Origin of the sequence: Klebsiella sp. Q2, assembly GCF_009900705.1 — a bacterium.
GTDB lineage: Bacteria > Pseudomonadota > Gammaproteobacteria > Enterobacterales > Enterobacteriaceae > Klebsiella > Klebsiella quasipneumoniae.
Window position 1 is genome coordinate 536,233 of record NZ_JAAABE010000001.1, and the last position, 22,179, is coordinate 558,411.

Annotated in this window: 20 protein-coding genes and 1 pseudogene; 9 read left to right on the plus strand and 12 right to left on the minus strand. The window is 59.7% G+C overall.

Annotated features, from left to right (window positions below):
• From potA to potD, 4 genes are read left to right on the plus strand one after another with little or no spacing between them, the layout of a single operon-like run.
• Entirely contained in the window at window positions 1–1,137 is a 1,137-nt protein-coding gene (potA, locus tag GT756_RS02830; protein ID WP_004150811.1) for a spermidine/putrescine ABC transporter ATP-binding protein PotA, read from the plus strand.
• On the plus strand, window positions 1,121–1,978 hold the full coding sequence (potB, locus tag GT756_RS02835; RefSeq protein ID WP_048323692.1) for a spermidine/putrescine ABC transporter permease PotB: 858 nt from the start codon (window positions 1,121–1,123) through the stop codon (window positions 1,976–1,978). Before potA ends, potB begins: the two co-directional genes overlap by 17 nt.
• Window positions 1,975–2,754 carry a spermidine/putrescine ABC transporter permease PotC gene (gene potC / locus GT756_RS02840; protein WP_017898963.1) on the plus strand — a complete coding sequence of 260 codons (780 nt, stop codon included), beginning with the start codon at window positions 1,975–1,977 and terminating at the stop codon, window positions 2,752–2,754. The genes potB and potC overlap by 4 nt, the downstream gene beginning before the upstream one ends.
• A gap of 2 nt (window positions 2,755–2,756) precedes the next feature.
• Window positions 2,757–3,803, plus strand: a complete 1,047-nt coding sequence (potD, locus tag GT756_RS02845; protein WP_017898962.1) for a spermidine/putrescine ABC transporter substrate-binding protein PotD — start codon at window positions 2,757–2,759, stop codon at window positions 3,801–3,803.
• Window positions 3,804–3,847: 44 nt separating this feature from the next.
• On the opposite strand, the gene GT756_RS02850 is transcribed toward potD, so the two are convergent.
• From GT756_RS02850 to GT756_RS25740, 9 genes are all read right to left on the minus strand, one after another.
• A complete protein-coding gene (locus GT756_RS02850) occupies window positions 3,848–5,572 on the minus strand; it encodes an aldehyde dehydrogenase family protein (RefSeq protein ID WP_160124549.1) in 1,725 nt (574 codons plus the stop codon).
• A complete protein-coding gene (locus tag GT756_RS02855) occupies window positions 5,569–7,197 on the minus strand; it encodes a long-chain fatty acid--CoA ligase (protein ID WP_064794416.1) in 1,629 nt (542 codons plus the stop codon). The genes GT756_RS02850 and GT756_RS02855 overlap by 4 nt, the downstream gene beginning before the upstream one ends.
• Before the next feature lie 282 nt (window positions 7,198–7,479).
• On the minus strand, window positions 7,480–7,824 hold the full coding sequence (locus GT756_RS02860) for a hypothetical protein (protein ID WP_064150302.1): 345 nt from the start codon (window positions 7,822–7,824) through the stop codon (window positions 7,480–7,482).
• A 90-nt stretch (window positions 7,825–7,914) separates the two neighbouring features.
• Entirely contained in the window at window positions 7,915–8,745 is an 831-nt protein-coding gene (gene cobB / locus GT756_RS02865) for a Sir2 family NAD+-dependent deacetylase (RefSeq protein ID WP_017898959.1), read from the minus strand.
• 14 nt (window positions 8,746–8,759) lie between these two features.
• Window positions 8,760–9,671 (minus strand): N-acetylglucosamine kinase, encoded by a 912-nt coding sequence (nagK, locus tag GT756_RS02870; RefSeq protein WP_004204591.1) that lies wholly within the window; start codon window positions 9,669–9,671, stop codon window positions 8,760–8,762.
• A gap of 48 nt (window positions 9,672–9,719) precedes the next feature.
• Window positions 9,720–10,964 (minus strand): lipoprotein-releasing ABC transporter permease subunit LolE, encoded by a 1,245-nt coding sequence (gene lolE, locus GT756_RS02875; RefSeq protein ID WP_008806005.1) that lies wholly within the window; start codon window positions 10,962–10,964, stop codon window positions 9,720–9,722.
• On the minus strand, window positions 10,964–11,665 hold the full coding sequence (lolD, locus tag GT756_RS02880; RefSeq protein ID WP_004204584.1) for a lipoprotein-releasing ABC transporter ATP-binding protein LolD: 702 nt from the start codon (window positions 11,663–11,665) through the stop codon (window positions 10,964–10,966). The genes lolE and lolD overlap by 1 nt, the downstream gene beginning before the upstream one ends.
• Window positions 11,658–12,857 carry a lipoprotein-releasing ABC transporter permease subunit LolC gene (gene lolC / locus GT756_RS02885; RefSeq protein ID WP_004204582.1) on the minus strand — a complete coding sequence of 400 codons (1,200 nt, stop codon included), beginning with the start codon at window positions 12,855–12,857 and terminating at the stop codon, window positions 11,658–11,660. The genes lolD and lolC overlap by 8 nt, the downstream gene beginning before the upstream one ends.
• A 133-nt stretch (window positions 12,858–12,990) precedes the next feature.
• Window positions 12,991–13,122 carry a hypothetical protein gene (locus GT756_RS25740; RefSeq protein WP_004140630.1) on the minus strand — a complete coding sequence of 44 codons (132 nt, stop codon included), beginning with the start codon at window positions 13,120–13,122 and terminating at the stop codon, window positions 12,991–12,993.
• A gap of 39 nt (window positions 13,123–13,161) precedes the next feature.
• On the opposite strand from GT756_RS25740, the gene mfd reads away from it, so the two are divergent.
• Window positions 13,162–16,608, plus strand: coding sequence for a transcription-repair coupling factor (gene mfd, locus GT756_RS02890; protein ID WP_043519500.1), 3,447 nt, complete (start codon window positions 13,162–13,164; stop codon window positions 16,606–16,608).
• 164 nt (window positions 16,609–16,772) lie between these two features.
• Window positions 16,773–17,726, plus strand: a complete 954-nt coding sequence (locus tag GT756_RS02895) for a L,D-transpeptidase family protein (protein ID WP_017898955.1) — start codon at window positions 16,773–16,775, stop codon at window positions 17,724–17,726.
• Window positions 17,727–17,854: 128 nt separating this feature from the next.
• On the opposite strand, the gene bhsA is transcribed toward GT756_RS02895, so the two are convergent.
• Window positions 17,855–18,112, minus strand: a complete 258-nt coding sequence (bhsA, locus tag GT756_RS02900; protein ID WP_002900788.1) for a multiple stress resistance protein BhsA — start codon at window positions 18,110–18,112, stop codon at window positions 17,855–17,857.
• Between the two features lie 124 nt (window positions 18,113–18,236).
• On the opposite strand from bhsA, the pseudogene GT756_RS26100 reads away from it, so the two are divergent.
• Window positions 18,237–18,305 (plus strand): annotated as a pseudogene (locus tag GT756_RS26100) (hypothetical protein); the annotation flags it as partial.
• A gap of 56 nt (window positions 18,306–18,361) precedes the next feature.
• Window positions 18,362–18,997 carry a TetR/AcrR family transcriptional regulator gene (locus GT756_RS02905; protein ID WP_004204579.1) on the plus strand — a complete coding sequence of 212 codons (636 nt, stop codon included), beginning with the start codon at window positions 18,362–18,364 and terminating at the stop codon, window positions 18,995–18,997.
• Window positions 18,998–19,049: 52 nt separating this feature from the next.
• Here the strand turns inward: GT756_RS02905 and GT756_RS25745 are convergent, their stop codons facing one another.
• On the minus strand, window positions 19,050–19,172 hold the full coding sequence (locus GT756_RS25745; protein WP_004140642.1) for a hypothetical protein: 123 nt from the start codon (window positions 19,170–19,172) through the stop codon (window positions 19,050–19,052).
• Between the two features lie 69 nt (window positions 19,173–19,241).
• Between GT756_RS25745 and GT756_RS02910 the strand changes: the two genes are divergently transcribed.
• On the plus strand, window positions 19,242–21,431 hold the full coding sequence (locus tag GT756_RS02910) for a TonB-dependent siderophore receptor (protein WP_043519501.1): 2,190 nt from the start codon (window positions 19,242–19,244) through the stop codon (window positions 21,429–21,431).
• Window positions 21,432–21,488: 57 nt separating this feature from the next.
• Here the strand turns inward: GT756_RS02910 and GT756_RS02915 are convergent, their stop codons facing one another.
• Window positions 21,489–22,028: a glycine zipper 2TM domain-containing protein gene (locus GT756_RS02915; protein WP_002900781.1), complete on the minus strand. Its 540-nt coding sequence runs from the start codon at window positions 22,026–22,028 to the stop codon at window positions 21,489–21,491.
• Between the last annotated feature and the right edge of the window lie 151 nt (window positions 22,029–22,179).

Consider the following 22,179-nt stretch of genomic DNA (forward strand, 5'->3'; position numbering starts at 1 on the left):
ATGGGACAGAGTCAAAAATTGAATATACAACCGCGTTCGCGTTCGCCGCTGGTGCATCTGGCGGGAATTCGCAAGAGCTTTGATGGTAAAACGGTCATCGATAACCTTAACCTGACCATCAACAATGGTGAGTTTCTCACCCTGCTTGGCCCCTCTGGCTGCGGTAAAACCACCGTTCTGCGCCTTATTGCCGGCCTGGAAAACGTCGACAGCGGACGGATCCATCTCGAAGATCACGATATCACTCATGTTCCGGCGGAAAACCGCCACGTTAATACCGTATTCCAAAGCTACGCCCTGTTTCCGCATATGACGGTGTTCGAGAACGTCGCCTTTGGCCTGCGGATGCAGAAAACCCCGGCGGCGGAAATCACACCGCGGGTGATGGATGCCTTAAAGATGGTGCAGCTGGAGGCCTTTGCCCAGCGCAAACCGCACCAGCTCTCCGGCGGCCAGCAGCAGCGCGTGGCCATCGCCCGCGCGGTGGTCAACAAACCGCGCCTGCTGCTGCTCGATGAGTCCCTTTCGGCGCTGGATTACAAGCTGCGCAAGCAGATGCAGAACGAACTGAAAGCGCTGCAGCGTAAGCTCGGCATCACCTTCGTCTTCGTCACTCACGACCAGGAAGAGGCCCTGACCATGTCCGATCGCATCGTGGTGATGCGTGATGGCAAAATTGAGCAGGACGGCACCCCGCGCGAGATCTACGAAGAGCCAAAAAACCTGTTCGTCGCCAGCTTTATCGGCGAGATCAATATCTTCGACGCCACGGTCATTGAACGCCTCGACGAACAGCGCGTGCGGGCCAGCGTGGAAGGGCGTGAATGCAACATCACCGTCAATTTTGCGGTGGAGGCCGGCCAGCGCCTGCATGTCCTGCTGCGCCCGGAAGATCTGCGCGTCGATGAGATCCACCACAACAGCGACGCCGACGGCCTGATCGGCTATGTCCGCGAGCGCAACTATAAGGGCATGACCCTCGAGTCGGTGGTGGAGCTGGAAAACGGCAAAATGGTGATGGTCAGCGAATTCTTTAACGAAGACGACCCGGATTTCGACCACTCTCTTGATCAGAAAATGTCTATCAATTGGGTAGAGAGCTGGGAGGTGGTGCTGGCCGATGAAGAACACCAGTAAATTCCAGAGTGTGGTGATCGCCACCATCGTCGGTTGGCTGGTGCTGTTTGTCTTTCTGCCCAACCTGATGATCATCGCCACCAGCTTCCTGACCCGCGACGACGCTAACTTCGTCAAGCTGGTCTTCACGCTGGACAACTACTCGCGGCTGCTGGATCCGCTCTATTACGACGTGCTGCTGCATTCGCTGAACATGGCGCTGCTGGCGACCCTCGCCTGCCTGGCGCTGGGCTACCCGTTTGCGTGGTTCCTTGCCCGGCTGCCGCAGAAGGTGCGGCCTCTGCTGCTGTTCCTGCTGATCGTTCCCTTCTGGACCAACTCGTTGATCCGCATCTACGGGCTGAAGATTTTCCTCAGCACCAAAGGCTACCTGAACGAGTTTCTCCTGTGGCTGGGAGTGATCGACACGCCGATACGCATTATGTTCACCCCGTCGGCGGTGATTATCGGCCTGGTGTACATCCTGCTGCCGTTTATGGTGATGCCGCTCTACTCCAGCATTGAGAAACTGGACCGTCCGCTGCTGGAAGCGGCGAAAGATCTCGGCGCCAGCAAGCTGCAGACGTTTATCCGCATCATCATTCCGCTAACCATGCCGGGGATCATCGCCGGCTGCCTGCTGGTGATGTTGCCGGCGATGGGGCTATTCTACGTTTCCGACCTGATGGGCGGCGCCAAGAACCTGCTTATCGGCAACGTGATCAAGAGCCAGTTCCTCAATATTCGCGACTGGCCGTTCGGCGCGGCAACCAGCATTACCTTAACCCTGGTGATGGGCCTGATGCTGTTGATTTACTGGCGCGCGGCGCGCCTGCTGAATAAAAAGGTGGAGCTGGAATGATCGGTCGACTGCTGCGCGGCGGCTTTATGACCGCCATCTACGCGTATCTCTACATCCCTATTATTATCCTGATCGTTAACTCATTTAACCGGTCGCGCTTCGGCATCAACTGGCAGGGGTTCACCACCGACTGGTATAGCCTGCTGATGAACAACGATAGCCTGCTGCAGGCCGCCCAGCACTCGCTGACCATGGCGGTGCTGTCGGCGACCTTCGCCACCCTTATCGGCTCGCTGACCGCCGTGGCGCTGTATCGCTATCGCTTTCGCGGCAAACCGTTCGTTAGCGGTATGCTGTTTGTAGTGATGATGTCGCCAGATATTGTCATGGCTATCTCCCTGCTGGTGCTGTTTATGCTGATTGGCGTCCAGCTTGGCTTCTGGTCGCTGCTGTTTTCGCATATCACCTTTTGCCTGCCGTTTGTGGTGGTCACCGTATACTCCCGGCTGAAAGGCTTTGACGTGCGGATGCTGGAGGCGGCGAAAGATCTGGGCGCCAGCGAGATGACCATCCTGCGTAAAATCATCCTACCGCTGGCCCTGCCGGCGGTGGCCGCCGGGTGGCTGCTGAGCTTCACGCTGTCGATGGATGACGTGGTGGTCTCCTCGTTCGTCACCGGTCCGGGGTATGAAATCCTGCCGCTGAAGATCTATTCGATGGTGAAGGTCGGCGTTTCGCCAGAGGTGAACGCCCTGGCAACGATACTGTTGGTTCTGTCGCTGGTGATGGTCATCGCCAGTCAGTTAATTGCACGTGATAAAACTCAGGGGACGTAAAAATGAAAAAATGGTCACGCCACCTGCTCGCGGCGGGCGCTCTGGCAATCGGCATGAGCGCTGCCCACGCGGACGACAGCAAAACGCTCTACTTCTACAACTGGACCGAATATGTGCCGCCGGGCCTGCTGGAGCAGTTCACCAAAGAGACTGGCATCAAGGTTATCTATTCGACCTACGAGTCGAACGAAACCATGTACGCCAAACTCAAGACCTATAAAGACGGTGCGTACGACCTGGTCGTCCCGTCGACCTACTTCGTCGACAAGATGCGCAAAGAAGGTATGCTGCAGAAGATCGATAAGAGCAAGCTGACTAACTTCAGCAACCTCGATCCGCAGATGCTGAACAAACCGTTCGACCCGAATAACGACTACTCCATCCCCTACATCTGGGGGGCGACGGCCATCGGCGTTAACAGCGACGCTATCGATCCGAAAACCGTCACCAGCTGGGCCGACCTGTGGAAACCGGAATACAAAAGCAGCCTGCTGCTGACCGACGACGCACGCGAAGTGTTCCAGATGGCGCTGCGTAAGCTGGGTTATTCCGGCAACACGACCGACCCGAAAGAGATTGAAGCCGCCTATAACGAGCTGAAAAAACTGATGCCCAACGTCGCGGCGTTTAATTCCGATAACCCGGCGAACCCGTATATGGAAGGCGAAGTGAACCTCGGGATGGTATGGAACGGCTCGGCTTACGTCGCACGCCAGGCCGGTACCCCGCTGGAAGTGATCTGGCCGAAAGAAGGCGGCATCTTCTGGATGGACAGCCTGTCGATTCCGGCAAATGCTAAGAACGTCGACGGCGCGCTGAAGCTGATTAACTTCCTGCTGCGCCCGGATGTCGCCAAACAGGTCGCGGAAACCATCGGCTATCCCACGCCAAACCTGGCGGCGCGCAAAATGCTCAGCCCGGCAGTGGCCAACGATAAATCGCTCTATCCGGACGCCGCCACCATCGAAAAAGGCGAATGGCAGAATGACGTCGGCAGCGCCAGCGCCCTTTATGAAGAGTATTACCAGAAGCTGAAAGCGGGCCGCTAATCCCGCAGGGCGGAACCGCGGTTCCGCCCTTTTTTCCCCTCAGTTTAGCCTCTCAGCGCGCGCCAGAGGATCGCCGGCAGCTTGCGCCAGCGCGGCCGATGGTAAAAATCCACCAGCCGCTGCGCCACCGCTTCCTGCCCCCGGTGGGTAATAAACCAGGGCGGCAAAGGCATCAGCGTCAGTTCGCCATGCCACAGACTGCGCGGAAACGGCCGAAACGGCGCCTCAATCACCGTGCGCTCGGTTTTCTCCAGCATAAAGCTGTTATGCACCTTGCCCCGCCCGCTCTGAATATCGTCGAGCGTATGGCCAGGGAACGCCCCCCACGGGCAAGGGGCTAACAGGAAGGCTACCCCGCTCCAGCAGTTGATCGCCACCGTGCCGTAGCGCAGCTCGGCGATCAGCGCGTTAAAACGCTTACGCCCTATCGCTTTACGGGTGCGCGGGTGGATCACAATATTGGCCCCCAGCGTGCCCTGCAGCCGCTGATTGGCATAGCCGATCGCCTGACGCAGAAAGCTTTCCGCGCTGTCGGCCTCAAGGCGGGTGATCGACAGCCCCGGACCAAAGACCTCCTGCTGGCAGAAGTCGGGGTCATCCTCGGTGTTCGCCACAATCAACGGCAGCGCATCGCCGCGCGCTATCTCCAGCGGCTGGCGGGCGCGCAGGCGAAAGTTAGTCAACCGGTTTTCCGCACCGGGGTAATAGTCCTGGCGGGTATTAGCGGCGATCAGCCGGTACAGCTGGTTAAGCAGGGCCGACGCCGGCTCCCAGCCCTGCTGCAGGATCAGCACCTGGCTGGCCACGCAGTTAAACCCGCCGTTGTTCATTTTCTGCGTCGCCAGCTGCTGCGCCTGAAAAGCGATATCCGCCTCGCTCCATGGCCCGGGGACGATAATGGTGGGGCTGACCCCGCCCAGCTCTGAGGTCACCCGGCGCGGGTTCAGCGGCATCCCGGCGGCCCGACGCTGGCGAGCGGCCTCACCGTCGCCCCAGACGATGGCGTCATGGCTCTCCCGCGATCCGGTGATATGGATCTCATCGACAGCGGGATGGGTGGTCAGCCACGCCCCCGCCCGGGCGTCGCCGGTGACGATGCGGAGCGCATCCATGGCGATCAGCGGCGCCAGAGCCTGAGCCAGCAGATCGTGCAGATAATCATTCACCGGATTGAGCTTCAGCAGGCAGACCTGATTTTCAATAAACAGCTTGTGTAACACGTCCAGCGGCGCGATAGAGGCCACATTTCCGGCGCCGAGCACCAGCGCCAGCTTGCCCTGCCGCGCGGCCGGCGGGATGTCGTATGCGGCTGCCGCGCAGCGATCGAGATTGGCCCGGGTGACTCCCGGCTGCATCCAAATTTCAGCGCGAATACCGGAGAGCAGCAACCGATCCCAGAGCGTGCCGGGCACCACCCGCAGCGCCAGCCGGCCGTCCGCCAGCGTCCTCAGCGGGATCCGCCGCAGAAAGGTTTTCTCCTCCAGTTGCTCCAGGGTGGTGATAAGCCCGTTGCAGCCGACCATTAGCGCGCAGGGGCCCGCCAGCCATTCTTCGCCCGTCAGCGGATCCCCCGGCGGCAGCCCTTTAGCCCTCGCCGCCGCCTCCACCCACACCGGCGCTATGCTGGCCAGGGCATCCTTGATCTGGCGCAGGAGCGCCAGACGACGGTTCACTGAGGTTTCCGCCCAGCGCTGGCGCGCCGCCGACAAGGCGTGCAGCGCTGCGTCATACTGAGAGCAGGTCGTCAGACCGGGTCGCGCGTGGCTCATTGTCCCTCACTCATTAAAATTTCCCCGTAGGCCTGGCGCAGCTGGTTTTTAAGCACCTTACCCGTGGCGCTGACCGGCAGCGCATCGACAAATATCACCCGGTCCGGGATCTGCCATTTAGGCACCCGTTTCTCAAACCAGGCCAGCAGATCGCTCTCCTCCACTTCCCCCCCTTCCGCGCGGACGCACAGCAGCACCGGCCGTTCGTCCCAGCGCGGGTGGCGGGCGGCGATGGCCGCCGCGCTGCGTACCGCCGGATGCGCGATGGCAATATTCTCCAGCTCAACGGTGGAGATCCACTCGCCACCGGACTTGATAATATCCTTTGCCCGATCGCTGATCACCAGATAACCATTGGCGTCGAGCGTACCGATATCGCCGGTATCAAACCAGCCTGCCGCGGTCAGGGCGCTGTCGTCCTGACCATAGTATTGCTCTACCACCCAGTGCCCCCTCACCTGCAGATACCCCTGACTTTGACCATCCCGGGGCAACGGTTCGCCATCCACGTCGACCACCTGCAGCTCGATGCCAAAAATCGGCCGCCCCTGACCGGTACGCTGCTTTTGCTGCTCCTGTGCCGGGAGGGCGTCATGTTTGCTCAACAGCGTGTTGATGGTGCCGATAGGCGATGTTTCGGTCATTCCCCAGGCGTGGGTCAGCGCAATGCCGTAATCGCGCTGAAAGGCCTCGGCCATCGACGGCGGCAGCGCGGAGCCACCAACCAGCGCACGTTTGAATTCAGGCATTCTCACGTCTGTCCGACGCATCGCCGCCAGCAAGCCGGCCCAGATCACCGGCACGCCAAACCCCACGGTTACTTTCTCGGCAGCCAGCAGCTGCAGCAGGCTGTCGCCATCGAGGTGCGGCCCCGGCAGCACCAGCCGCGCCCCGACCATGGCGGCGATAAAGGGCGTCCCCCACGCGTTGACATGGAACATCGGCACCACCGGCAACAGGCTGTCCCTGGCCGATATCCCGGCGGCGTCCGGCTGATTGCCGCTCAAAGCGTGCAGGACCAGCGAACGATGGGTATTCAACACCCCTTTCGGCCGGCCAGTGGTTCCCGAGGTATAGCAGAGCGAGGCCGGCGTCAGTTCATTCAACTGCGGCCAGCGGTAGTCTACTGTCCCCTGCTGCAACAGATCGTCATAAAACAGCAATGAGGGCAGCTGGCTGAGCGCCGCTTCGCTGCGGGGCTCCATCAGCACGACGTGTTTCACCGTCGGCAGCTGCGCCAGCAGCTGCGCTACCAGCGGCAAAAAGGTCTGATCAAAGAACAGCACTTCGTCGGCAGCGTCGTTGAGGATATACAGTAGATGGTCAACCGACAGCCGCGGATTGACGGTATGCGTTACCCAGCCACCGGAGGCGACGGCAAAATAGATCTCCAGGTGGCGACGGTTGTTCCATGCGAGGGTGGCGCAGCGGGCGCCCGGTGGCAGCCCCAATGATGCCAGCGCCGAGGCCAGCCGCTGAGCGCGGCTGGCCACCTCCCCCCAGCTGCTGCGCTCCTTCTCACCGCCAGCGCTCACCGAGACGATCTCGGTCTCGCTGTGGTATTGCGCCGCATGGCTGAGCAGCGCGGTGGTGGTGAGATCCTGATAAATCATCGGTGACGGCATGGCGGGGTCTCCTTTGCAGACTTCCGGGCGGGGGAACAGGGTCGCGGCGCGAACGTGCGGACGCCTATTGAATCTGGTCTACATTTGCCGGTATGCACAAAAAAACGTACAGAAATCAGCGGTCACGCACAAAATAGAGTAGGAAATCGCTCAGAAAGGAGAAGCCGAGAATGGCAGGATGGAGGTCATTGCCCGGCGCCGGTCCGGGCCATATCGTCAGAGCGACCGCCGGGGGCTGAAGGTAGCCAGGAGAAAGTTATGCGCGTCTCAGGGGGAAGCGGATCAGCATCGTCCGCCGTCGCGCTGGTCTTTGCCCTTCCCTTTTGCGGCTCGCCGCTGCAAAACACCCTCCATGATGCCGACAACCCCGTTGAGGGGTTTCCACAGCGCCACCAGCAGCAGCAACGGGCCGTATATTCGCACACCACCCTTCGCGGCCTGACCGGTGAACAGCAGGGCTAAACCATCCAGCAGCAGGCACAATGCGCTGCCGGTGCCGACGAACAGACACAGCAGGAAGAGGATCGGTCGGCTGTCGGCGTGTAGCGGTAAAGCACGCTGGCTCCAGACGCCAACGAGAATGGCCGCGAACAACATGATCGCTTCGATAACCAGCGGATTATGCATGGTCTGACTCCTGTCATGACGTGACATCCTTGTCAGCAGCGCTGCCGGAGGCGGCGGTCGTCGCCCTCGTCCCCGGCAGGCTGCTTCAGTTTACAGCGCGTTTTCCTGTAGCAGCTTATCGATAAAGGCGGGCACCACTTCGCTCGCCAGTCCGTAGTGCTTTTCGGCAAACTCGCTGCCCACCTGGCTGGGCTCCAGGTTCAGTTCAACGGTGTGGGCGCCGTGCAGCCGCGCCTCGTGCACAAAGCCGGCCGCCGGATAAACGTGGCCGGAGGTGCCGATGGCGATAAAGATATCCGCTTCGGCCAGCGCGCTGTAGATCTCGTCCATCCCCAGCGGCATTTCGCCAAACCAGACCACGTGGGGACGCAGCGCCGCCGGGAACTGGCAGCAGTGGCACTTGTCCTCTGCGGTGACGTCGCCGGTCCACTCCAGTACCTGGCCACTCCACGAACAGCGCACCTTCAGCAGCTCGCCGTGCATATGGATCACCCGGCGGTTGCCGGCGCGTTCGTGCAGATTATCGATATTCTGGGTGACCAGCAGAAAATGGTCGCCCAGCAGATCCTCCAGACGCGCCAGCGCCAGATGCGCCGCGTTCGGCGCGATCTCCGGACTCTGCAGCTGACGACGGCGGGCGTTGTAGAACGCCTGCACCAGCGCCGGGTCGCGGGCAAAACCTTCCGGCGTCGCCACATCTTCCACCCGATGCTCTTCCCACAGGCCATCGGCCGCGCGGAAAGTTTTGATCCCCGACTCCGCCGATATCCCCGCGCCGGTTAACACCACCACTCTCGGTTTGGCCATCGCTTCAGGCTTCATCCTGTCCTCCCTAAAGAAAATCCGCTGACGCAGACGGTCACGCAACTGACGTTTATTGCGACGAAAACGGCTCAATCGATGTAAACGGCGCGACTGCATAGCTACCTCTGTGATTAATGGGTCAGATGAAGGAAGGCCGCACCGCGCATTCCCCCGGCATCGCCATGGCGCGCGCGCTCAATGCGCGGTACTCTGGCGACCGGCAGAAGATGGCGCGGCAATCGCTGCGCCAGCCCTTCGCTAATGGCCGTAAAGTTAGATAATCCACCGCCGAGCACCAGCAAATCCGGGTCGACAATGGTCAGTATATTCCCCAGACACACCGCCAGCAGATCGAGATAGCGCTCTACGTGCGCCAGGGCGCGCGGATCGTGCTGCTGCCACTGCGCCACAATCTCCGGCGAGGTGAGCGGTTGCTGATAAAAATGTTCATACAGCCAGGCAAAACCGCGGCCGGAGAGATAATTTTCAATGCAGCCCAGCTGGCCGCAGCCGCAGCGAAGCAGCGGAAAATCACGCCCGACCACCTCCAGGGCATCCACCGGCAGACGAATATGACCAAACTCGCCGGTGATATAGCTATGTCCGGTAATCGATTTACCGTTCAACACCAGGCCGCCGCCCACGCCGGTGCCGAGGATCAGCCCCATCACCAGCGGGTATTGCGTAAACTCATCGTCCCACGCTTCCGACAGCGCGAAGCAGTTGGCGTCATTATCGAGGCGCACATCGCGCCCCAGCCGCGCGCTGAGGTCGGCGCGCAGCGGCCGGCCGCTGGCGGCAGGCACGTTAGCGGCATACAGCGTGCCGTCCGCCGTTTCCGGCATCCCCGGGATACCGATCCCAACCGACCCCTGCTGGTCGAAGCGCTCATCGGCCTCGCGGACCAGCGCCTCTACCGCCTGAAGAAAATCCTCATAACTGCTTTTCGGCGTGGCGACGCGTTTTTCCCACTGCAGTCGCCGCTCCTGATTAAATACGCCCAGCGCTATCTTGCTGCCGCCAATGTCAAATCCATAGTACATTTCAGCAATTCCTCTTGTGTCGTCAGCCAGGCCGACGATGACGATAAATTACTGGCCACTCAGCACCCTCGCCGGGTCGATACGGCTGGCGCGGCGGGCGGGATACCAGCTGGCCAGCAAACTCAGCAACAGTGCTGTCACCAGCACATAAAAGACGTCCAGCCAGTGCAGTTCTGACGGCAGGAAGTCAATAAAATAGATGTCGCCGGAGAGGAATTTATGCCCAATCAGGTATTCGATGCCGTTGATGATTGACGTCAGGTTCAACGCGCAGATCACGCCGATCACCACCCCAAACAGGCTGCCTACCGATCCGGCTAATAAACCATACCACACGAAAATCGCGCGAATTAAGCCGTCTTTTGCGCCAAGCGTGCGCAGCACCGCAATATCGCCGCTTTTGTCTTTGACCGCCATCACCAGCGTCGAGACGATATTGAAGCAGGCCACGCCGATCACCAGCACCATCGCCAGGTACATAATGGCGCGGATCATCTGGATATCGCGATACATATAGCCGTAGGTGCCGATCCAGCTCTTGATATAGACGTAGCTGTTGGTCACCTCGCCGGCGTCGCGCACCAGCTTGTTAGCATGGAAAACGTCGGTGACCTTGATGGCGATGCCGGTCACGCTGCCGCCCATCTCCAGGTACTGCTGCGCATCCTGCATCGGGATCATGGCAAAACTATGATCGAGCTGGCCGCTCAGCTGCAAAATACCTGTCACATGCAGCCTGACGCGTTTCGGCTGCAGCAGCTGATGGTCGGCGTCGGCGTTAGGGATCATGATCGACACCCAGTCTCCCTGCTTCACGTGCAGCGCATCAGCGACGCCTTTACCCAGAATCACCTGCTGTTCACCGGCCTTGAAGCCGGCCCACGCGTTATTCTGCACAAAGGTGGGCAGCGCGCTGAGCCGGGTTTCCTGCTGCGGGTCGACCCCTTTCACCTGGATGGCGCGCATATTGCTGCCGCTCTCCACCAGGCCGGTGAAGTTAATATAGGGCGCCGCGGCGACTATCCCCTTCACTTTCTGCACCTTAGCCAGCGCCTCCTGCCAGTTATTCCACGGCTGGTTCACGGGTTCGATTTCACCGTGCGGCACCACCGCCAGCACGCGGTTATTCAGCTCGCGCTCAAAGCCGTTCATCGCGCTGAGGCCGACGATCAGCACTGCCACCCCCAGCGCAATACCGATGGTGGAGATCACCGAGATCAGCGACACCATGCCGCCGCGCCGCCGGCCGCGGCTGAAACGCAATGCAATCAGTAACGATAACGGAGAGGCCATTACTCGGCCCCCATCAGGGTCAGGTCGGCGGTCAGGCGGCCATCGCGCATCTCCAGCTGGCGGCTCATCCGCTTCGCCAGCTGCAGGTCGTGGGTCACCACCAGAAACGCGGTGCGCTGCGCGAGGTTCAGTTCGCCCAGCAGCTGGAAGATGCTGTCGGCGTTGCGAGCGTCGAGGTTACCGGTCGGCTCATCCGCCAATACCAGTCGCGGTTTGTTCACCAGCGCGCGGGCAATCGCCACCCGCTGGCGTTCGCCACCGGAGAGTTCCGACGGACGGTGATGGCTGCGGTGTTCAAGCCCGACCGCCTGCAGCATCGCTTTCGCCTGGCGTTCAATGTCCGCCGGCTTCTTTTTGCCAATCAGCAGCGGCATCGCCACGTTTTCCAGTGCGCTAAAGTCCGGCAGCAGATGGTGGAACTGATAGATAAAGCCCAGCTCGCGGTTACGCAGGTCGGCGCGCGCGGCGGTGGAGAGCTTGCTCATCGGCTGGCCGGAGAAAATCACGTCGCCAGAGGTGGGGGTATCGAGGCCGCCCAGCAGATGCAGCAGGGTACTTTTGCCGGAGCCGGAGGTACCGACGATGGCCATCATCTCGCCTTCATCAATGCTGAAGCTGACATTGTGCAGGACATCGGTTTGCACATTGCCTTCCTGATAGCGTTTGCACAGGTTGTCGCATTGCAGCAGGATCTTATTCATAACGTAAAGCCTCAGCGGGTTGAGTGGCGGCAGCGCGCCAGGAAGGGTACAACGTAGACAACAATGCCAGCGCCATCGCCACCAGGGCGATAACGACGACCTGCAGCGGCTCAATCGCCACCGGCAGCGCCGCGCCGTCAAGGAAGGCGCCGATGATCGGCATTAAATTATTCAACTGGCTGGCCAGCAGCGCACCAAGCACCGCTCCCAGCAGCGCGCCGACGATCCCTGCGCTGGCGCCCTGCACCATGAAGACGGCCATAATCTGCCGCGGCGTCAGCCCCTGGGTCTGTAGGATCGCCACTTCGCCCTGCTTCTCCATCACCATCATCCCCAGCGAGGTAATAATGTTGAAGGCCGCGACGGCGACGATCAGGCTGAGCAGCAGGCCCATCATATTTTTCTCCATGCGCACCGCCTGGAACAGTTCACCCTTGCGCTCGCGCCAGTCCTGCCACTGGGTGCCCGGCGGCAGCGTCTGCTGGCTGAGGGTATCCACTTGCAGCGGTTTATCCAGCCACAGGCGCCAGCCGGTGATATTCCCCAGCGGATAGCGCATCAAACGGGAAGCGTCGTCGATGTTGGTCAGCATCTGATAACCATCGACTTCGCTGTTGGCAGCGAAGGTGCCGATGACCGTAAACAGGCGCTGGCTCGGCACGCGGCCCATCGGCGTAAACTGGCTGGCGGAAGGAACCATCAGACGAATTTTATCGCCGCGATTAACCCCCAGCTGACCCGCCAGCTGCTCGCCGAGAATAACGTTATATTTACCCGCCTGCAGATCGCTCTGTTTGACGTTCACCAGATACGGGGTCAGGGGATCGTTCTGCGCCGGGTCGATGCCCAGCATGACCCCGACCGCCACGCTGCGCGCGCTCTGCAGCACCACGTCGCCGGTGGTGATCGGCGCCACCCGGGTTACGCCCTGGAGTTTCGCCTCGCGCTCCGGCAGCTGTTGGGGATTCACCGAACCCTGTTTGGCGCTAAGTATGGCCTGGGGCATCAGCCCCAGGATGTTGTTTTGCAGCTCGCGTTCAAATCCGTTCATCACCGACAGGACCGTCACCAGCGCCATGACGCCGAGGGTAATACCGATGGTGGAAAGCCAGGAGACGAAGCGACCGAAGCGGTCGGCTGCTCGCCCACGCATATAGCGCAGGCCGATAAAGAGTGCGGCAGGTTGATACATGTCATCCATCTGGTTGCTGATAGCCGATTCCCGAGTATATAAGCGATTAGGGGCAGCGTAAATGACTGATACCTGACGACTTTATTAGCAAAAATCCTAAAACCCAAGCAAATACAAACGGATAGATAAGTACTTACTTATTTATCTTTACGCTTATCGACAGCGCTGACCTTTCTTCACCCAACACGCGATGGCAATTCGGGTTGGCGAATCCAGACCAATCGCGGATAATCTCACTATTGAATATCAGCGAGTTGCCCTCCATATCGGCAGAGCGAATCCCTAAGAGACCATGAAACCGTCTATGCCTGAACAATATCGATACTCATTGCCGGTGAAAGCCGGTGACCAGCGCCAGCTTGGCGAGTTGACCGGCGCAGCCTGCGCCACCCTGGTGGCGGAGATGGCCGAACGCCACAAGGGCCCGGTGGTGCTGGTGGCGCCTGACATGCAAAACGCGCTGCGTCTGAACGACGAGATCAGGCAGTTCACCGACAGCATGGTGATGGGGCTGGCGGACTGGGAGACGCTCCCTTATGACAGCTTCTCACCGCATCAGGACATCATCTCCTCCCGTCTTGCCACCCTTTACCAGTTACCCACCATGCAGCGCGGGGTGCTGATCGTCCCGGTCAGCACGCTGATGCAGCGCGTCTGTCCGCACAGCTTCCTTCACGGCCACGCGCTGGTGATGAAAAAGGGTCAGCGCCTGTCGCGCGATGCGCTGCGCGATCAGCTCGAGGGGGCCGGCTACCGCCATGTCGATCAGGTGATGGAGCATGGCGAATATGCTACCCGCGGCGCGCTGCTCGATCTGTTCCCGATGGGCAGCGACCAGCCCTACCGCCTCGATTTCTTTGACGATGAAATCGACAGCCTGCGCCTGTTCGACGTCGACAGCCAGCGCACGCTGGAGGAAGTGGCGGCCATTAACCTGCTCCCGGCGCACGAATTCCCCACCGACCAGACCGCCATCGAGCTGTTCCGCAGCCAGTGGCGCGACCGCTTTGAAGTGAAACGCGATGCCGAGCATATCTATCAGCAGGTCAGTAAAGGGACGCTGCCTGCCGGTATCGAATACTGGCAGCCGCTGTTCTTCAGCGAGCCGCTGCCGCCGTTATTCAGCTATTTCCCGTCCAGCACGCTGATCGTCAACACCGGCGATCTCGAGACCAGCGCGGAGCGTTTCCAGAATGAAGCCCGCGCCCGTTTTGAAAACCGCGGCGTCGATCCGATGCGCCCGCTCCTGCCGCCGGAACTGCTGTGGCTGCGCAGCGATGAGCTGTTTAGCGAACTGAAAAAGTGGCCGCGCGTACAGCTGAAAACCGAGCGCCTGGCGGACAAAGCGGCAAATACCAATCTGGGCTACCAGACGCTGCCGGACATCGCCGTCCAGGCGCAAAACAAAGCGCCGCTGGATAATCTGCGCCGCTTCCTCGAAGCGTTTACCGGCCCGGTGATCTTCTCGGTGGAAAGCGAGGGTCGCCGTGAAGCGCTGAGCGAAATGCTGGCGCGGATTAAAGTTGCGCCAAAACACGTGCTGCGTCTGGAGGAAGCCACCGGCAACGGCCGCTATCTGATGATTGGCGCCGCCGAGCACGGGTTTATCGACAGCCAGCGCGGCCTGGCGCTGATTTGCGAGAGCGACCTGCTCGGCGAGCGCGTCGCGCGCCGTCGTCAGGATTCCCGTCGCACCATTAACCCTGACACACTCATTCGCAACCTTGCCGAACTGCATATCGGCCAGCCGGTCGTTCACCTGGAACACGGCGTGGGCCGCTACGCAGGCATGACTACCCTGGAGGCGGGCGGCATCACCGGCGAATACCTGATGCTGACCTACGCTAACGATGCCAAATTATACGTTCCGGTCTCCTCCCTGCATCTTATTAGCCGCTACGCCGGCGGAGCGGAAGAGAACGCGCCCCTGCACAAGCTGGGCGGCGATGCCTGGACCCGGGCGCGGCAAAAAGCGGCCGAGAAGGTACGCGACGTCGCGGCCGAATTGCTGGATATCTACGCCCAGCGCGCAGCGAAAGCCGGGTTTGCCTTTAAACACGACCGCGAACAGTATCAGCTGTTCTGCGACGGTTTCCCATTTGAAACCACGCCGGATCAGGCGCAGGCGATCAACGCCGTCCTCAGCGATATGTGCCAGCCGCTGGCCATGGACCGCCTGGTGTGTGGCGATGTGGGCTTCGGCAAAACTGAAGTGGCCATGCGCGCCGCCTTCCTCGCCGTGGAGAACCACAAACAGGTGGCGGTACTGGTGCCGACCACCCTGCTGGCTCAGCAGCACTATGACAACTTCCGCGATCGTTTCGCCAACTGGCCGGTACGCATCGAAATGCTCTCCCGTTTCCGCAGCGCTAAGGAGCAGGCGCAGATCCTCGAGCAGGCCGCGGAAGGCAAAATCGACATCTTGATCGGCACCCACAAGCTGCTGCAAAGCGAGGTGAAGCTGCGCGATCTGGGGCTGCTGATCGTCGACGAAGAGCACCGGTTTGGCGTGCGGCATAAAGAGCGCATCAAAGCGATGCGCGCCGATGTCGATATCCTGACCCTCACCGCCACGCCGATCCCGCGAACGCTGAACATGGCGATGAGCGGGATGCGGGATCTGTCGATCATCGCCACGCCGCCGGCGCGCCGCCTGGCGGTAAAGACCTTCGTTCGCGAATACGATGCGCTGGTGGTGCGCGAGGCGATCCTGCGTGAAACGCTGCGCGGCGGCCAGGTTTACTACCTGTTTAATGACGTCGAGAACATCCAGAAAGCCGCCGACAAACTGGCGGAGCTGGTGCCTGAGGCGCGGATCGCCATCGGCCACGGTCAGATGCGGGAGCGTGAGCTGGAGCGGGTGATGAATGACTTCCATCACCAGCGCTTCAATGTGCTGGTGTGCACCACCATCATCGAAACCGGGATCGACATTCCCACCGCCAACACCATCATCATCGAACGCGCCGACCATTTTGGCCTCGCCCAGCTGCACCAGCTGCGCGGCCGCGTTGGCCGCTCCCATCACCAGGCCTATGCCTGGCTGCTGACGCCGCATCCAAAGGCGATGACCACCGATGCGCAAAAGCGCCTCGAAGCCATTGCCTCGCTGGAAGATCTCGGCGCCGGCTTTGCGCTAGCCACCCACGATCTGGAGATCCGCGGTGCCGGGGAACTGCTGGGCGAAGATCAGAGCGGTCAGATGGAGACCATCGGCTTCTCCCTGTATATGGAGTTGCTGGAGAATGCGGTGGATGCGCTGAAAGCCGGGCGCGAGCCGTCGCTGGAGGATCTCACCAGCCAGCAGACCGAAGTCGAACTGCGCATGCCTTCCCTGCTGCCTGACGATTTCATCCCCGACGTCAATACCCGCCTGTCGTTCTATAAGCGCATTGCCAGCGCCAAAAACGAACAGGATCTGGAGGAGATCAAAGTCGAGCTGATCGATCGTTTTGGTCGCCTGCCCGACGCCGCCCGCAACCTGCTGGATATCGCCCGTCTACGTCAGCAGGCGCAGAAGCTGGGGATCCGTAAACTGGAAAGTAACGAAAAAGGCGGCGTGATCGAATTTAACGAGAAAAACAACGTCAATCCGGTGTGGTTAATTGGCCTGCTGCAGAAGCAGCCGCAGCACTTCCGCCTGGACGGGCCGACGCGCCTGAAGTTCATGCAGGATCTCGAGGAGCGTAAGACGCGGATGGACTGGGTTCGCCAGTTCATGCGCCAGCTGGAAGAGAACGCCGTCGCCTGATCGCGGGGGGATACGGCCGTTACGCCGTATCCCCCTTTCCACATATCTGGCAATCTTTACAAACATTTTGCAATCCGCCTGGATTTCCCCACACAGACTCACGCCATAATCTCATCTCCTTTTTCATATAAAAATAACCACTTATATATTTTGGAGTTATGGTAATGAGAATCCGTTTCCCCTTGATGCTGGCGCTGGTCGCGCTGGTTGCTGCGCTGGCGCTGCCCGCGCGCGCTAACACCTGGCCCCTTCCCCCGCCGGGCAGCCGACTGGTGGGGCAGAATCAGTTCCATGTGGTGCAGGATAACGGCGGTTCGCTGGAGGCGATTGCCAAAAAGTACAATGTCGGCTTCCTGGCCCTGCTGCAGGCCAATCCCGGGGTGGACCCCTACGTTCCGCGCGCCGGCAGCGTGCTGACCATCCCCCTGCAGACGCTGCTGCCCGATGCGCCGCGCGAAGGGCTGGTGATTAACCTTGCCGAACTGCGCCTCTACTATTACCCGCCGGGCAAGAATGAAGTGACCGTCTACCCGATAGGCATCGGCCAGCTGGGCGGAACCACCATCACACCGACAATGGTTACCACCGTGTCCGACAAGCGGGCCAATCCGACCTGGACGCCAACCGCCAACATTCGCGCGCGCTACAAAGCGATGGGGATTGAGCTGCCGGCGGTGGTGCCTGCCGGTCCTGACAACCCGATGGGACATCACGCCATCCGCCTCGCCGCCTATGGCGGAGTCTATCTCCTGCACGGCACCAATGCCGATTTCGGCATCGGTATGCGCGTCAGCTCCGGCTGTATTCGTCTGCGCGACAACGATATCAAGGCGCTGTACAACGCCATCTCGCCGGGCACGAAGGTGAATATTATCAACACGCCGATCAAGGCGTCGGTAGAGCCGGACGGTCGCCGTCTGGTTGAGGTCCATCAGCCGCTGTCTGAGCATATCGATGACGACCCGCAGACCCTGCCTATTACGCTTAACGCGGCCATGAAGGCGTTCAAACAGGCGCCGCAGACCGACGGAACAGTGATGGAGCGCGCGATGAATTACCGCTCGGGCATGCCCATTGACGTCACCCGTCATGCGGACCCCGGCCCGCAGTCGCTGTAACCTCACACCGCAGAAAACAAAAAACCCGCCTGAAGGCGGGTTTTTTGTTGGCAAGGGTCAAACAGGGGTACAACAGGGTTTTACTCATCGCTGACCGGTGAAGGGGGCCGGGCAGCGACGCATCGGGTTTACTTGTAGATAACCGCGGTACCGTGAAGGGTATTCGGACCGGTTACCGAAGTAATACGGTATGAGGTGGCGCCCATCTCATCCGCTTTCTGCGCCAGCTGGTCTTCCAGCGAACCCAGGTTAGTCCCTGCGGAAGCTGAGATAGTACCCACTTTATGCTGGCCGGCTGGGGTGGACTGCACCTCAACAGCGGCAAAGCTGGCGAAAGAGAGGGAGCTAAGAACGGCGGCAATAGCCAGAGTATTAACGGTTTTCATGATTATTATACCTATGCAGATGAATTTTATAGTAGGGTCGTAAGCATTAACTTAACGATCGATAGGTAAATATTAATGTGATCTAAGTCACACGTCAACGCATTTTTATAACGATCGTTTAACTATTTATAAAATGCTTAATTTTCATACGCATATGAATTATTTATTTTTGAACCAACAGCGCTGGCCCCGGTGATCGTTTATTTTTATAATGACGATTCACCAAACCAACATAGGTACAACGGCATCATGACAACTGACGTTCAAAGTTGCGCCAAAAAAAGCCGTGGCCGACCGAAGGTGTTCGACAGGGATGCGGCGCTGGACAAAGCCATGACACTCTTCTGGCAGCACGGCTATGAGGCGACCTCGCTCGCCGATCTGGTCGAGGCGACAGGAGCAAAAGCCCCCACCCTGTATGCGGAATTTGTGAATAAAGAAGGACTGTTCCGCGCAGTATTGGACCGTTACATTTCGCGCTTTGCCGCGAAGCACGAAGCCGTGCTGTTTGCTGAGGGAAAATCCGTCGATCGGGCGTTGCGCGACTACTTCACCGCGGTCGCCACCTGTTTTACCAGCAAAGAGACACCGGCCGGCTGCTTTATCATCAATACCTCCGCCGCGCTGGCCGCCTCCTCGACGGATATCGCCAATACCATCAAATCCCGCCATGCGATGCAGGAGCAGGCGCTAACCCAGTTTCTGCAGCAGCGGCAAGCACAGGGCGAACTGCCCGCGGGCCGCGACGTGGGGCAGCTGGCGCAGTTTCTCAACTGTGTCCTGCAGGGGATGTCCATCAGCGCACGGGAAGGCGCCGATTTTGACAAACTGATGCAAATCACTGACACCACCCTCCGTCTCTGGCCGCTGGTCCTCGAGTCCTGATGCGCCCCGCTTCCGGCGGTGTTCAACCGCCGGAACCGCCAGCCGTTTCGCTTTATCCCCACAAAATAGATTGATTTTTATTACCTTTTCTCGCGCAAGATAAACGCAAATGATATTGATTGCGATATTCATTATGTGCAAAATCCTTTTTTGAGTTTTTCCAGATGTTTCGCATTGTAACGAATACCGGCCCGACGCCGGCCCATAACAACGACAAAACAACTTGCTCATAAAAGGAATGGATATGAAAAAGCGCCTCTGGGTGCTCCACCCTCTGCTGCTGGCCAGCGCTCTGCCTGCGCTGGCGGCTCAGTCTGAAGAAGACAGCATCATCGTTAGCGCGAACCGCACCCATCGCACCGTAGCCGAAATGGCCCAAACCACCTGGGTCATTGAGGGCCAGGAAATTGAGCAGCAGGTCCAGGGCGGAAAAGAGTTCAAAGACGTGCTGGCGCAGCTGATCCCGGGCATCGACGTCAGCAGCCAGGGGCGCACCAACTATGGGATGAACATGCGCGGGCGCGCCATCGTCGTGCTGATTGACGGCGTCCGGCTCAACTCTTCACGCACCGACAGCCGCCAGCTCGACGCCATCGACCCGTTCAACATCGAGCATGTCGAAGTGATCTCCGGGGCAACCTCGCTGTACGGCGGCGGCAGTACCGGCGGACTTATCAACATCGTCACCAAAAAAGGGCAGCAGGATCGCCAGGTCGATCTTGAGGTGGGCAGCAAGAGCGGGTTTGCAAACAGCAACGATCATGATGAGCGTGTCGCGGCGGCGGTCAGCGGCGGGACAGACCACGCGTCCGGGCGTTTATCGGTAGCCTATCAGCGTTTCGGCGGTTGGTACGACGGCAATAACGATGCGCTGATCCTCGATAACACCCAAACGGGGCTCCAGCACTCTGATCGTCTGGACGTCATGGGGACGGGAACGATCGAGATCGACGATAACCGCCAGCTGCAGCTGGTCACCCAGTACTATAAAAGCCAGGGCGATGATGACTATGGCCTGTGGCTCGGGAAAAATATGTCCGCGGTCACCAGCGGCGGCAAAGCGTACACCACCGATGGGCTCAATTCCGATCGTATCCCCGGCACCGAGCGCCATCTGATCAGCCTCCAGTACTCCGATGCCGATTTCTTCGGCCAGAATCTGGTGAGCCAGGTGTACTATCGCGATGAGTCCCTCACCTTCTATCCATTCCCGACGCTCAGCAAAGGTCAGGTCAGCAGCTTCTCCTCGTCGCAGCAGGATACCGATCAGTACGGGGCAAAGCTGACCCTCAACAGCCAGCCGCTGGCGGGATGGGATCTCACCTGGGGTCTCGACGCCGATCATGAGACCTTCAATGCCAACCAGATGTTCTTCGATCTGCAACAATCGCTGGCGTCCGGCGGGCTGCACAACGAATCGATCTACACCACCGGCCGCTATCCGGGATACAGTATCTCCAACGTCGCGCCGTTCCTGCAGTCGAGCTATGATCTGAACGATATCTTTACCCTCAGCGGCGGAGTACGCTACCAGTGGACCGAAAACCGGGTTGACGACTTTGTCGGCTACGCCCAGCAACAGGATATCGCCAACGGCAAAGCGCGCTCCGCCGACGCCATCAAAGGCGGCAAAACCGATTATGACAACTTCCTGTTTAACGCCGGGATCGTGGCCCATCTGACCGAGCGTCAGCAGACCTGGTTTAACTTCTCGCAGGGCGTTGAGCTGCCGGATCCGGGTAAATACTATGGCATCGGGAAATACGGCGCGGCGGTCAATGGTCATCTGCCGCTGCTCTCCAGCGTCAACGTCGATGACTCGCCGCTGCAGGGGATCAAAGTTAACTCGTATGAGCTGGGATGGCGCTATACCGGCGATAACCTGCGCACCCAGCTGGCGGCGTATTACTCGACTTCGGATAAGACCATCGTCGTCAACCGTACCGATATGACCATCGATGTTCAGTCCGACAAACGGCGTATTTACGGCGTTGAGGGTGCGGTCGATTACTTTATTCCGGACAGCGACTGGAGCGTCGGCGGCAACTTCAACGTGCTGAAATCACAGGTACAGACCGATGGCCGCTGGCAGAAGTGGGACGTCACCCTCGCCTCGCCGTCCAAAGCCACCGCCTGGGTGGGCTGGGCGCCGGATCCGTGGAGCCTGCGCGTGCAGAGCCAGCAGGTGTTTGACCTCAGCGACGCCGCCGGCAACAAGCTGGAAGGCTATAACACCGTCGATTTTATCGGCAGTTACGCGCTGCCGGTGGGAAAACTGACCTTCAGTATCGAAAACCTGCTTAACGAAGACTATATCACCATCTGGGGCCAGCGCGCGCCGCTGCTCTACAGCCCAACCTACGGCAGCTCGTCGCTGTATGAATACAAGGGCCGCGGCCGCACCTTCGGTCTGAATTACGCGTTAACCTTCTGATAAAAAAAGCCCCTCAGCCTGAGCGATTGAGGGGCTAATCAATACACAAATCTGTTTTTAGATTTTGTTGTTCAGGACCAGCTGGCCGTTGTTGTCCAGCGGGATCTGGCTGCCAGGATCGTGATCCATCCGGATTTTCCCCTGCTGATCGCCTATCTTATAGGTCACATCGTAACCCAGCATTTTGTCGGATTTGTCATACACCGTTTTGCAGCGCTGCTGCGTGGTGGTGTAGGTGTCGTTGTCCTGCATCGCGCCCTGGATCTGGTTACCGGCATAGCCGCCGCCCAGCGCGCCCACCACCGTCGCCACGCTGCGTCCGTGACCGCCGCCGAACTGGTGGCCAATCACCCCGCCCGCCACCGCGCCCAGCACGGAACCGGCGATGCGGTTTTCATCCTGTACCGGACGACGATGGGTCACGGTGACATTGCGGCATTCCTGGCGCGGGGTTTTCACGGTTTCTTTAATCGGTGTACTGGAGACCACTTGCGCATACTGCGGGCCGCGATCTAACACGTTGAGACCAGCGACAGCTGCAACGCCCAGCGCGGCAGCCACGCCTATCCCTATACCCGCCAACATAGATTTATTCACGGGAGATCCTCCTTTGTTGCTGTTGATACAATTTTGCAACCGGACCCGGGAAGGCGCAAATCAGATAGCGGATGAAAAGTGCGAGAATTCGCTGCAAATCAAAGGGATTCAGAGGATTCCGAGCGGGATTGCCGCCGGTTCAGCAGAAGAG